The sequence below is a fragment of the Rhodovulum sp. PH10 genome (assembly GCF_000293785.1).
In the GTDB taxonomy this organism is placed as follows: Bacteria; Pseudomonadota; Alphaproteobacteria; order Rhizobiales; family Xanthobacteraceae; genus Rhodoplanes.
On the sequence record NZ_AKZI01000034.1, the window covers coordinates 1 to 13,106 of the forward strand.

The 13,106-nt window shown below is 69.9% G+C and carries 8 protein-coding genes; 7 read left to right on the forward strand and 1 reads right to left on the reverse strand.

Annotated elements, in window-relative coordinates; genetic code table 11:
• Positions 1–84: 84 nt before the first annotated feature.
• A complete protein-coding gene (locus tag A33M_RS06555) occupies positions 85–1,194 on the reverse strand; it encodes an NAD-dependent epimerase/dehydratase family protein (protein WP_008384926.1) in 1,110 nt (369 codons plus the stop codon).
• Positions 1,195–1,868: 674 nt separating this feature from the next.
• Between A33M_RS06555 and A33M_RS06560 the strand changes: the two genes are divergently transcribed.
• The 7 genes from A33M_RS06560 to A33M_RS06590 all read left to right on the forward strand — a co-directional run bounded on the left by A33M_RS06560 (position 1,869) and on the right by A33M_RS06590 (position 12,898).
• Positions 1,869–4,463 carry a PAS domain S-box protein gene (locus A33M_RS06560; protein WP_008384930.1) on the forward strand — a complete coding sequence of 865 codons (2,595 nt, stop codon included), beginning with the start codon at positions 1,869–1,871 and terminating at the stop codon, positions 4,461–4,463.
• A gap of 349 nt (positions 4,464–4,812) precedes the next feature.
• Positions 4,813–5,274 (forward strand): (2Fe-2S)-binding protein, encoded by a 462-nt coding sequence (locus tag A33M_RS06565; protein ID WP_008384933.1) that lies wholly within the window; start codon positions 4,813–4,815, stop codon positions 5,272–5,274.
• On the forward strand, positions 5,271–8,978 hold the full coding sequence (locus A33M_RS06570; protein ID WP_008384935.1) for a molybdopterin cofactor-binding domain-containing protein: 3,708 nt from the start codon (positions 5,271–5,273) through the stop codon (positions 8,976–8,978). Before A33M_RS06565 ends, A33M_RS06570 begins: the two co-directional genes overlap by 4 nt.
• Before the next feature lie 142 nt (positions 8,979–9,120).
• Entirely contained in the window at positions 9,121–10,605 is a 1,485-nt protein-coding gene (locus A33M_RS06575) for a hypothetical protein (protein ID WP_008384938.1), read from the forward strand.
• A gap of 31 nt (positions 10,606–10,636) precedes the next feature.
• Entirely contained in the window at positions 10,637–11,536 is a 900-nt protein-coding gene (locus A33M_RS06580; protein WP_008384940.1) for a UPF0280 family protein, read from the forward strand.
• Between the two features lie 199 nt (positions 11,537–11,735).
• Positions 11,736–12,317, forward strand: a complete 582-nt coding sequence (locus A33M_RS06585; protein ID WP_008384942.1) for an amino acid synthesis family protein — start codon at positions 11,736–11,738, stop codon at positions 12,315–12,317.
• The gene (locus A33M_RS06590) at positions 12,314–12,898 is read left to right on the forward strand and encodes an amino acid synthesis family protein (protein WP_008384944.1); all 585 of its coding nucleotides are present in this window, start codon (positions 12,314–12,316) and stop codon (positions 12,896–12,898) included. Before A33M_RS06585 ends, A33M_RS06590 begins: the two co-directional genes overlap by 4 nt.
• The last annotated feature ends 208 nt before the right edge of the window (positions 12,899–13,106 follow it).

The window sequence follows — 13,106 nt, forward strand, 5'->3', positions numbered from 1 at the left end:
AGGCCCGCACCGTGGCCTCGCCCTTCGAGACGCACTCCTGCGGAGTGCTCCTCGGGACGAGGTCGGACTCTGTCGCCGTTGGTATCAGGCGCCGGCCGGCAGCGCGCCGCCGATCGCGGCCTGGTCCGCGGCGGTGCTCGCTCCGCCGTCGGCATGCGCCGGCGCCACCCCCGCGCGATCCGCCGCCGCGCGATCCTCCAAAACCCACTGCACGAGGCGCGACACGCCGTCGGCGGCACCGATCTCCGGCGCCCAGCCGAGCACCCGGCGCAGCTTCTCCACGTCGCTCACATAGGCGCGTTGATCACCCGGCCGCCAGTCGGCGACCCGCACCGGGATGCGGCGGGAAAGCCGCGTCTCCAGCATCGCGATCACCTCGCGCAGCGACACCGCGTTGCCCGGCCCGCCGCCGACGTTGAACGCCTGGCCGGCCACCGCGTCGGGCGCCAGGATCGCCGCCTCGTAGGCGCGCAGGAGGTCGTCGACGTGCAGCACGTCGCGCACCTGGCGGCCGTCGCCGAACAGGGTGATGCCGCGGCCGAGCACGCCGGCGATCGCGAACCAGGCGACCCAGCCCTGATCCTCGATGCCGAGCTGGCGCGGCCCGTAGATGCAGGACTGGCGGAACGAGGTGGCGGGGATGCCGTAGATGCGGGCGAAGTCGGTGACGTACTGGTCGGCCGCGCCCTTCGAGCAGCCATAGGGCGACAGAAAGTCGAGCGGCTCGCCTTCGCCGATGCCGTGCGGGCGGTCCGGCAGCGTCCAGCGCTCGCCGTGCAGCTCGGCGCGGGCGCCCGCCACCTTGCCGTACACCTTGTTGGTGGAGGCGAACACGAACACCGCGTCCGGGCAGAAGCGCCGCACGGCGTCGAGCATGTTGAAGGTGCCGAGCGCGTTGACGGAAAAATCGGCGCGCGGATCGGCGACCGAGGTCGTCACCGCCACCTGGGCGGCGAGATGGAGCACGGCGTCCGGCCGCGTCTCGGCGACCACCCGGTCGACCGCCGCGCGCTCGCGCACGTCGACGCGGGCGAAATCGAAGGCGAGACGATCGCGCAGCCAGTCGAGATTGCGGTCGCTCCCGTCGCGGGAGAGTGTGTCGAGCACCGTCACGCGCCAGTTGCGCTCGCCGAAGAACCGCGCGGCGTTGCAGCCGATGAAGCCCGCGCCCCCGGTGATCAGTACCCGCTTCATCCTGTCCTCGTGTCTCGTCGGCCGACCGGGAGCCGTGCGCGCCCCGGCGGTACGACAACACGACGAGGCTCCGTCGGTTCACGGGAGCCCGCCCTGCGGTTGGCGCGCGGTGGTGGCGCCCGCACGATCTGTCCGCCATCCGACGCGGCGAAATACTGATCGGAAACAACCTCGGGTGACAGCCGGCGCGAACACCATCATCATGCCGGGGCGGAGCCGAATCTCCCGTACCGTCGAGGGTCGCTTCCTCCGGCGACACCGGTGCCGACGACGGGCGCCGAGCAAACTGTCGCCGGCTCGCCGAAACTGGACAGCGTCGGAGTCCGCCAGTGAGTTCTGGAAAAGCCGAACATTCCGGGAAGTTCGAACACTCGGGCACGTCCGAACACTCGGGCACGTCCGAACATTCGGGCACGTCCGAACACTCCGGGAAAGCCGAACACTCCGGGAAAGCGAAACACTCCGGGAAAGCGAAACACTCCGGGAAAGCGAAACACTCGGCGACCGGCGATCGGGGCCGGAATGGTGGTCGACCCGAGAAAGTCGATTGGTCCGGGAGAGCCGATCACCGTCGGCTCGCACCGGCCCGGTGGTCCGTCCTGGTCGCCGCCTGCGCCGCCCTCGCGCTCGGGGCGCTGTTCGCCCTGCAGGCGCGCGAGGATTACGTCGTCTCGGTGGAGCACGGCTGGGAGACGGTCGAGACCGCGGCCGAGCTGTTGGCCGACCACGCCGAGCGGGCGATCGACACCAGCCGGATCATCGCCGGCCGGATCGCCGAGCAGGTGACGGCCGGCGGCTTCGATCGCTACCGCGGTGATCGCTGGGAGGATCTGCAGGCGCTCGGCGCATCCTCGCCGATGGTCGGCACGATCTGGGTGCTGGACGCCAACGGCGACGTGGTCGCCACCACCACCAGCAAGGTGCCGCCGGCCTCCAACGTCGCCGACCGCCCCTATTTCCGCGCGCTCAAGGCGGGCGCCGCCGATCACCTCTCCGGCCTGATGCGCGGCCGCGTCACCGGCCGCTGGTTCTTCGGCTACTCGCAGGCGATCCGGGTCGACGGCGTGTTTCGCGGTCTGGTCCAGGTGACCATGCACATCGAGAATTTTCGGCGCGTCTACGACACGCTGGAGCTCGATCTCGGTCCGAAATCGCAGATCGGCGTCTACAAGCCTGACGGCACCATGGTGGTGCGCTGGCCGCTGCCGACGGCGGAGAGCGGCGAGAGCGAGGACGCGGAGGTGCCGCGCTTCCTCGCCGGCACGCTGCCGCACCAGGACGGCCGGGCCGAGATCAGCGCGCCGAACGGCCGCGAGTTCCTCCAGGTGTTTCGCACCACGCCCCGCTACGGCCTGCTCGCGGTCGTCACCATCCCGTGCGCCGACGTGCTCGAGCCGTTCTACGGCCGGCTCGCCTCCAACGGTTCGCTGCTGCTGGTCGCGCTCGCGGTGATCGGCGTGTTCGGCATCGTCGCCGGCCGGGCGGCGAGTCGCGAGATGCGCGAAACCAGGAGCCTCGTCGAGAGCGAGGAGCGGTTCCGGGCGGTGTTCCACAACGCCGCGGTCGGCATCGCGCAGCTCTCGCCGGAGGGCCGCTTCCTGGTGGTCAACGAGCGGCTGTGCGCCATCGTCGGCTACACCGCGGAGGAGCTGAACGGCAAGACCTTCATGGAGATCACCCACCCGGACGATCTCGATTCCGATCTCGTCCAGGTGTGGCGGCTGCGGGCCGGCGACGTCAGCGCGTTCCGCCGCGAGAAGCGCTACGTCCGCCGGGACGGCTCGGCGGTGTGGGTGGACCTCAACGTCTCGCGGCTGGTGGCCGGCGGGCGCTCCTACAACATCACGGTGGTCGAGGACATCACCGCGCGCAAGGCGGCCGAGCTGGCGCTGCGCGACAGCGAGCAGCAGTACCGCGCGCTGTTCGAGAACGCCGCGGTCGGCATCGCCCAGGTGTCCGCCGACGGCCTCTTCCTCAGCGTCAACGACCGCTTCTGCGACATCGTCGGCTACACCGCCGAGGAGCTGCGCACCACCAGCTTCCAGGACATCACCCATCCGGCCGATATCAAGGAGGATCTCGCCCAGAAGCGGCGCGTGCTGTCCGGCGTGATCTCCAATTACCGGATGGAGAAGCGCTATCTGCGCAAGAACGGCTCGCGCGTGTGGGTCGATCTCAGCGTCGGCTGCGTGCGGCCCGGCAACGGCGTGGAGGGCCGCTTCGTCACGGTGGTGAACGACATCACCGAGCGCAAGCAGATCGAGAAGGCGCTGCTGCGCAGCGAGGAGCGGCTGCGGCTCGCCGGCGAGGCCGGAAACGTCGGCGTGTGGGACTGGGACATCGCCACCGGCATCCTCACCTGGACGCTGCCGCAATGGCGCCTGCACGGGCTCGAGCCGCGCGAGACGCTGACCTACGACGACTGGCGCCAGACGGTGCATCCGGAGGACCGCGACCAGCTCGACGCGGCGGTGATGGAGGCGGTGACGAGCGGCGGCGCGCTGGAGGCCGAGTATCGCGTGGTGCTGTCCGACGGCTCCATCCGCTGGCTGGCGACGCGGGCGAAAATCTTCATGAACGAGGCGGGCCAGCCGCTGCGCCTGACCGGCGTCGATCTCGACATCTCGGTGCGCAAGGAGGCCGAGGAGCAGCAGCGCCAGATGTCGCGCGAGCTCGACCACCGGGTGCGCAACACGCTGGCGACGGTGCAGTCGATCGTGGTGGCGACCGCGCGCGCGGCGACCGACATCAAGTCGTTCCGCGAGTCGATCGTCCACCGCATCGGCTCGCTGGCAAAGACCCACACGCTGCTCACCAACCCGAGCGGCGGCATCGCGCTGACCGATCTCCTGCACCTCGAGCTGGACACGCACGAGGACCCCGCCCGCAAGCGGATCGCGCTCGAAGGGCCGCACGTGCTGCTGCCGTCGTCGATGGCGCTGGCGCTCGGCCTCGCGCTGCACGAGCTCGCGGTCAATGCCGCCAAATACGGCTCGCTGTCGGTGCCGGAGGGGCGGCTCGCCGTGCGCTGGTCGCTGGCGCGGCCGGGGCCGGACGGCTCGCGCTGCCTGTCGGTCGAATGGGTCGAGCGGGGCGGGCCGTCGGCGGCCGATGCCGGGTCGCCCGGCTTCGGCTCGACGCTGATCGACCGCATCGTCACCAGCCAGCCCGACTCCCACATCTCGCGCGAGTTCGGCGCCGAGGGCTTGCGGGTGACGATCGCGCTGTCGCTGCCCGACGCCAAGCCGCGGCTCCGGCTGGTGTCGTGATCGTTTCTCCGCCGCTCGCGACCACCCGGTGATCGGATGATGGGCAGCCGCGGGGGCGCCGCGGCCCGATCGGCCACCCGCGCGCCGGGCCGGCCGCGCCGGCGGCCGCCGCCGCGGTGACGCCCTTTCCTGCGGCGAAGCGCTTTCTCCCGCAGGGGAAACCGCCGCGCCGCGGAACCCGCCCGGCGGGGCGGACGATCACCACCGCGACGCCGCAGGCTCCGGCCCCGCCGGAGCTGCCGAAATTCGTGCCAAGATCTCGCTCGAGCTGCCGAAAGATCGATCTCGACAGCGCTTCGGGCCGATGCTCTTTTTTTGTTAGTAGGCTAACGAAAAACGGGCCGGCCCGATGCCGCGAACGACCGTCAATGGCGAGGTGCACGAGCTGGCGTTGCCACGCGCGACGCCGCTCCTCTCGGTGCTGCGCAACGATCTCGGGCTCAACGGCCCGAAATTCGGCTGCGGGCTCGGCGAGTGCGGCTCCTGCACCGTGCTGGTCGACGGGGTGGCGGCGCGCGCCTGCGTGCTGACGCTCGCCGACGTCGAGAACCACAGCGTCGTGACGCTGGAAGGGCTCGGCACGCCGGAAAAGCCGCACCCGGTGCAGGCGGCGTTCATCGCCACCGCCGGCGCGCAGTGCGGCTACTGCCTCAACGGCATGATCATGACGACCGCGGCGCTGATCGCCGCCAACCCGAACCCGACCGAGGACGAGGTGCGCGAGACGCTGCGCTACAATCTGTGCCGCTGCGGCTCGCACGTGGAGATCCTGGCGGCGGTTCGCCTCGCGATCGAATGGAGCCACCGGTGAGCACGCCGTCGCCCGCTCTCCGATCCGATCTCCAGGCGCGCGGGCGCAGCCGCACCGACTATCTGACGAAACCCGGCACCTTGGCGATCGTGCGGCCGGCGGGCGGCGCCGATGTCGACGTCGCGGCGGCGGATCCCGAAACGCTCGAGCCGTTCGTGGTGGTCGAGGCGGACGGCACCGTCACCGCCTTCAACGGCCATGTCGATCTCGGCACCGGCATCCGCACCGCGCTCGCCCAGATCGTCGCCGAAGAGCTCGACCTCGGTTTTGCGCGCGTCGCGATGGTGCTGGGGGACACCGCACTGACGCCCGATCAGGGCCCGACGATCGCCAGCGAGACGATCCAGATCACCGCGCCTGCCTTGCGCAGCGCCGCCGCCCAGGCGCGGCACTTTCTGCTCGCCCGCGCGGCGGAGCGCCTCGGCGCCGACGTCTCGGAGCTTTGCGTCGACGACGGCGTGGTGTCGCGGCGGCCGGCCACGACGGGCGATTCAGCGGGGCAGGCGGGCGCGCAGAGTCGCGGCGACAATCGCTATCTCACTTACGGCGATCTGATCGGCGACGACGTGATCCGCCTCGCGCTCGCCGAGAACGTTCCGGTCAAGCCGGTCGAGCAGCACAGAATCGTCGGCCGCTCGCAGCCGCGCGTCGACCTGCCGCACAAGGCGACCGGCGGCCTCGTCTATGTTCACGACATGCGCGTGCCCGGCATGCTGCACGGCCGGGTGGTGCGCCCGCCTTATGCCGGGGTCGATGCCGGCGATTTCGTCGGCTCGAGCCTGATCGGCGTGAACGAACGCTCGATCGCCCACATTCCCGGCATCGTCGCGGTGGTGGTGCAGGGTGATTTCATCGGCATCGTCGCCGAGCGCGAGGAGCAGGCGGACGCTGCGCTGCGCGCGCTCGCCGTGAAATGGAAGCCGACGCCGACGCTGCCCGATCTGAGCGACCTCGCCTCGGCGATCACCAAAAACCCCTCGACGCCGCGCGTGCTGCTCGATCAGGGCGACGTCGATTCCGCGCTGGAAAACGTCGCGGTGCGGGCGCCGCGCACTTACACCTGGCCTTATCACATGCACGGCTCGATCGGGCCGTCCTGCGCGCTCGCCGACGTGTCGGACGGCCGCGTCACCGCGTGGTCGGGCACCCAGAACCCGATCCCCTTGCGCAACGATCTCGCAAGACTGCTCGACATGCCGGTGGAGGCGGTCGAGATCGTCCGCATGGAGGCGTCCGGCTGCTATGGCCGCAACTGCGCCGACGACGTGACCGCCGACGCCGCGCTGCTCTCCAAGGCGGTCGGGCGGCCGGTGCGGGTGCAGCTCACCCGTGATCAGGAGCATCTGTGGGAGCCCAAGGGCGCGGGCCAGGTGATGACCGTCGACGGCGGCCTCGACGCCGACGGTCGCATCGTCGCCTACGACTTCCAGACCCGCTATCCCTCGAACGTCTGCCACACGCTGCCGCTCTTGCTCACCGGCAAGGTGCCGCCGACGCCGGTGGTGGCGCAGATGGGCGACCGCACCGCGATCGGCCCGTACGACTACGAGAACAAGCGCGTCGTCTGTCACGACATGGCGCCGATCGTGCGAGCCTCGTGGCTGCGCGGCGTCTCGGCGCTGCCGAACAGCTTTGCGCACGAGTGCTGGATCGACGAGATGGCGGAGGAGGCCGGTGTCGACCCGGTCGAATACCGCCTGCGCTATCTGAAAGACTCGCGCGCGATCGACCTGGTGAACCAGCTCGCCGAGCGCGCCGAATGGGAGCCGCATGTCGGCCCGCGCAAGCGCGAGGACGAGGCGGGCATCTTGCGCGGACGCGGTTTTGCCTACGCGCTCTACGTTCATTCGAAGTTTCCGGGATACGGCTCGGCCTGGGCCGCCTGGGTCGCCGACGTCGCGGTGAACAAGCATACCGGCGAGGTGTCGCTGACAAAAGTCAGCGTCGGCCAGGACTCCGGCCTGATGATCAATCCCGACGGGGTGCGGCATCAGATCCAGGGCAACGTCATCCAGTCGACCAGCCGGGTGCTGAAGGAGGAGGTGACCTTCTCCGACATCGCGGTGGCGAGCCGCGAATGGGGCTCCTATCCGCTGCTGACCTTTCCCGAGCTGCCGCCGATCGACGTGATGATGGTGCCGCGGCCGAACGAGCCGCCGCTCGGGGTCGGTGAATCCGCCTCGGTGCCGAGCGCCGCGGCGATCGCCAACGCCATTTACGACGCCACCGGCGTGCGCTTCCGCGAGCCGCCCTTCACCCCAGATCGTGTTCTCGCCGCCCTGCGCGCCGCCGGTGTGTCGCCGCAGGCAGACGCGCCGGCTCTGGCGCCGCCGCCCGCCGTCACGACGACGAAATCGCGGAAAAAGGTGCTGATGCCGCTGATCGCGGCGGCGCTCGGTGCGATCGGCTCGCTCGGCGTGACCACGCTGCCATGGCGGAGCGCCATTCCGCCGATCGCGCCGCCCGACCCGAGCGTCTTCTCCGCAGCGACCATTGCTCGCGGGGAGCAGTTGGCAAAACTCGGCGCCTGCTTCGTCTGCCACACGGCGAAGGACGGCGCGCCGCTCGCCGGCGGGCTCGCCATCGACACGCCGTTCGGCACCATCTGGTCGACCAACATCACGCCCGATCCAGACACCGGGCTCGGCCGCTGGTCGTATCCGGCCTTCGTGCGGGCGATGCGCGAGGGGCTGCACCGCGACGGCCGCCACCTCTATCCGGCGTTTCCGTATACCTCGTATGCCAAGAGCTCGGATGCCGACCTGCAGGCGCTCTACGCCTTCCTGATGTCGGTGCCGCCGGTGCGCAACAGCGTGCCGGAGCCGGCCTTCGGCTTCCCCTTCAAGCTGCGGCCGCTGATGGCGGTGTGGAACACCATGTTCCACGACGCGACGCCGTTCGCGCCCGATCCGACGAAGAGCGAGACGTGGAACCGCGGCGCGTATCTCGCCGAAGGGCTCGGCCACTGCTCGGCCTGCCACACGCCGCGCAACGCGATGGGTGCCGAGGAGACCGGCGCCGCGCATTTTTCCGGCGGCGAGGCGGAGGGCTGGCATGCGCCTGCGCTCACGAGCAAGAACCCGGCGCCGCTCGCGTGGGACGAGACCGCGCTCTACGATTATCTCCGCACCGGCTGGTCGAGCGAGCACGGCGTCGCCGCCGGGCCGATGGCGCCGATCGTCGCCGAGCTGAAAGTTTTTCCGGACGCCGACATCCGCGCCATGGCGCACTACATCGCCTCCTACACGGACGCGCCGCCCCGCGAAACCATCGCGGCGCAGGCGAAAACGCTCGAGGAGAAGGCGGCCGCGCGGCTGCACATCACCACAGAGACCGCGGGTGGCCGTTTGTTCGCCGGCGCCTGCGCGGTCTGCCACGAGCAGGGGCGGGGACCGGCGCTGTTCGGCGTAAAACCGTCGCTCGCGCTCGCCACCGCCGTGCATGCCGAGACGCCCGACACGCTCCTGCGGGTGATGCTGGAAGGCATCTCGGTACCGGATCTCGACGCGCTCGGCGCCATGCCGTCCTTCCTGCACCATCTCGACGACGGCCAGCTCGCCGCGCTCGCCCGCTATGTCCGCGCCCGCTTCGCCCCCGACCTGCCGGCCTGGACCGGCCTGGAGGCGACCGCCGCAACAATCCGTGCCCATGCCGTGCCGCAGGGCCGCCCTGCGGAGGCGGTGACCGCTTCGACAGAACCTTGACATGGAACGGGTCTCGAGAGATCATTAGTACACTAACAAAGTCTGCGATCCGGCGAACGATCCTCCGGGCCTTTTCGACCGCTTCTCCGGCCCTTCCGATCGCGGTGCACGAGCAGACCCGGATCGCACGAGAGACGATGCAATGACGATGGAAGCCACCACTGTCGCCGACAAGGTGCGCTGCGACGCCTGCCCGGTCGCCTGCTGGATCCGCCCCGGCATGACGGGCGCCTGCGACCGCTATGCCAATCACCAGGGCGAGCTGATCCGGGTCGATCCGCACGTGATTCTCGAGCGCACGCTGGAGGAGGGCGGCCGCGTGGTGCCGTTCGACCTCAAGGAACGCGACTGGGACGGCACGCTGCTGCCCGAGCAGACGCACTTCGTCACCGCGATCGGCGCCGGCACCACCTATCCCGACTACAAGCCGGCGCCCTTCATCGTCTCCTCCGAGATCGACGGCGTCGACATGGTCACGGTGGTGACCGAGGGCATCTTCAGCTATTGCGGCGTGAAGGTGAAGATCGACACCGACCGCTTCCTCGGCCCCGAGCAGGCGACGGTGCGTGCGCAGGGCGAGGCGGTCGGCCACGTGACGACCGGCGAGTACGGCTCGCAGATGATCTCGCTCGGCGGCGTGCATCACCTCACCGGCGGCTCGAAGAAGGAAGGCCGCATCACCTGCGAGACCTTGCTCGATCTCTCCAACGGCAAGGCGGTGGAGCTGACGATCGACGACGGCGCCAGCGTGATCGTCGAGGCCGGCAAGCCGCCGATCATCAACGGTGCGCTCGAGGAGCGCATGCGGGTCGGCTGCGGCTCGGCCACCATCGGCATCTTCGCCAAGCAGTGGTACGGCAAGGTCGACGAGGTGGTGGTGGTCGACGACCACATCACCGGCGTTTTGTCGGAGCACCAGTCCGGCAAGCTGTTGGGCATGCAGCCCTCCGGCATCCGCATGAAGGGCCGGCGCTCGACGCCCGGCCGCTACTTTCAGGTCGCCGAGCCCGGCACCGGCTGGGGCGGCACCTCGATCACCGATCCGCTCGCCATTCTCGACACGTTCGACAAGGCGGTGGCAAAGCCCGGCGCCAGCCTGTTCATGGTCTCGACCACCGGCGAGCACGCGGCCTTCTTCCGGCTCGACGAAAATCTGGTGCCGCGCGAGGCGGAGATGCCGGCGGAGCTGCGGGCCTCCGCCGAGCTGATCAAGGAGAACTGCGAGCCGGCGCTGTGCACGGTGCTGTTCATCGCCGGGGCGGGCGGATCGCTGCGCGCGGGCGTGACGGAAAATCCGGTGCGGCTCACCCGCTCGGTCAAGGACACGCTGACCCGTGTCACCTGCGGCGGCGCGCCGACTTACGTGTGGCCGGGCGGCGGCATCACCTTCATGGTCGACGTGACGCGGCTGCCGAAGAACGCCTTCGGCTACGTGCCGACGCCCGCCATGGTGGCGCCGATCGAGTTCACGCTGAGGCTCTCGGACTATGCCGCGCTCGGCGGCCACATGGACCGGGTGCGCCCGCTCGCCACGCTCGACGAGAGCCGCGACCGCAAGCTGGTGCCGCAGATCGAGGGCAATGTCTGGCCGTTCGCACGCGACGGCGTGCGCTGGGAGCACGACTGAGGCGATGGGCTCGTCCGGACCAGGGAGGCGATTGCAGGCCGGGCTGCTGCCGGACGGCCGTCGCCTGCATCTCCAGGACGGGCCGATCGACCTGATCGTCGAGGCGTTCGGTGATCGCGACGCGGTGGAGGCGGCGTACCGCGCCGCCGTCGCCCGTTTGGACGGCTTGCTCGACGAATTGTGCGGTGAGCTGACGGCACTGCGCGCACCCGTCTCGCCGATGGCGCCGGGCGTTTCCGGGCCGGTCGCGAAGCGGATGGCGGCGGCGGTCGCACCATATGGCGAAACGGTCTTCATCACGCCGATGGCGGCGGTCGCCGGCAGCGTCGCCGACGAGATTCTCTGCGCGATGCGCGAGGCGGCCGGCGATCGGCTGGTGCGCGCCTATGTCAACAATGGCGGCGACATCGCGCTTCATCTTTCGCCCGGCACGCGCTTCACCACGGGGCTGGTCGATCGCCCGGACCGGCCGAGCCTGTTTGCCACTGCGGACATCACGGCGGAGGACGGCGTCGGCGGCATCGCGACCTCGGGGGCGCGCGGCCGCAGCTTCTCGCTCGGCATTGCGGACGCGGTGACCATCCTCGCGAAAACCGCGGCGGAGGCCGACGCGGCGGCGACGGTGGTCGCCAATGCGGTCGATCTCGAGCACCCGGGCATCGTCCGCGTGCCGGCCCGTGAGCTCGCGCCCGACAGCGATCTAGGCGACCGTCTCGTCACGACGAATGTTCCCGCGCTGACGGCGGCCGAGATCGAGCTTGCGCTCGATCACGGCGAAAACGTCGCCGGGCGGCTGGTGCGTGACGGCCGGATTTCTGCTGCCGCGCTGCATCTGCAAGGCGTCACCCGCATCGTCGGCCGGTCCGGCGGCGCGGTCGGGATGCCATCGCTCGCGGCGCATGGCGGCGCTAGGGACGCCTTCTTTCGATGACGGCAAAAATTGGTTTTCGCCGACCTCGCCCCGCACTCCGCTCGTTCCCGCGCAAGCGGGAATCCAGTCGGCCGTTCCGTGGGGCTCCAGGTCCCCGCTTTCGCGGGGACGAGCGGGAGCACGTTGCGGCCCGATCCTGCCGAAAACTGCGTGAATCACTTTCGTTCGATCTCTCGAAAATCCAGCAAGGCTCTCGCCCATGCCGCAAGTTCAAGTTCGCAAGCGTCTCGTCCTCGTCGAGGAGATTTTTCACGAGGGCGGTCCGGTCGCAGCCACCCCGCTGAAGCGGGGCGTCGCGCTCGCGGTGATCGAGAATCCCTTTGCATGGTCCTATGTGGAGGACATCGCGCCCTTCATGAAGGATCTCGAGCCGCTCGGCCTCGAGCTGGCGAAGGCGCTGGTGGCGGCGCTGGGCGGCGTGGAAAAAATCGAGGGCTACGGCAAGGGCGCGATCGTCGGCACCGCCGGTGAGATCGAGCACGGTGCGCTGTGGCACGTGCCGGGCGGCTATGCGATGCGTGAGATTCTCGGCGACGCCAAGGCGATCGTGCCGTCGACAAAAAAGGTCGGCGCACCCGGCACGAGGCTCGACGTGCCGATCACCCACATCAATGCGTCGTACGTGCGAAGCCACTTCGACGCGCTCGAGGTCGGCCTTCCCGACGGCCCGCGGGCCGACGAGATCGTCCTCGCGCTCGTGATGACCACCGGCGGACGCATCCATGCGCGCGTCGGCGGATTGAAGGCCAGTGAGATCAGCAAAGGGGATGGGCTGCGATGACCCCGAAGATTCGCAAGATCGTGACCGTGGTCGACGAGACCCTGACGGAGATGGGCCAGAAGGTCGACCCACCGGTGAAGCGCGCCGCTGCGATCGCGGTGATCGAGAACCCGTTCGCCGGGCAGTATGTCGAGGACTTGTCGCCGCTGATCGACATGAGCGTCGAGCTCGGCCAGATCCTGAGCGAGAAGGCGGTGGCGGCGCTCGGCGTGCCGGCCGACAGATGCGAGAGCTACGGCAAGGCGGCGCTGGTCGGCGAGAACGGCGAGATGGAGCACGCCGCGGCACTCCTGCATCCGAAGATGGGCGCGCCGATCCGCAAGACGCTGATCAAGGGCGCGGCGCTGATCCCGTCGTCGAAGAAGCGCGGCGGTCCGGGCGCCGAGCTGGACATTCCGCTCGGCCACAAGGACGCGGCCTTCGTGCGCAGTCATTTCGACGGCATGCAGGTGTCGATCGTCGACGCGCCACGCGCGAACGAGATCATGGTGGCGGTGGCGATCACCACCGGCGGGCGGCCGCTGCCGCGCGTCGGCGGGCTGACCACGGATCAGATCAAGGGCGAGGACGGCCTGCGCTGATCATGCTCGGCGCACCACCGACATCGGTTGTCGCCACGGCGGCCGGGTATGCCCCGGCCGTCGCCGTCTCCGGCGCGCCGGTGCCGGAACGCCATTGTCGGCGGCACCGTGCGGCGGTGCCGGTTCCCCTGCGCGCCGATGGCGCGTCGTTCCCCGAACATCCCCTCGACCACGGTCCTCGGCAAGCCGATAATCGTCTTGCGCCGAC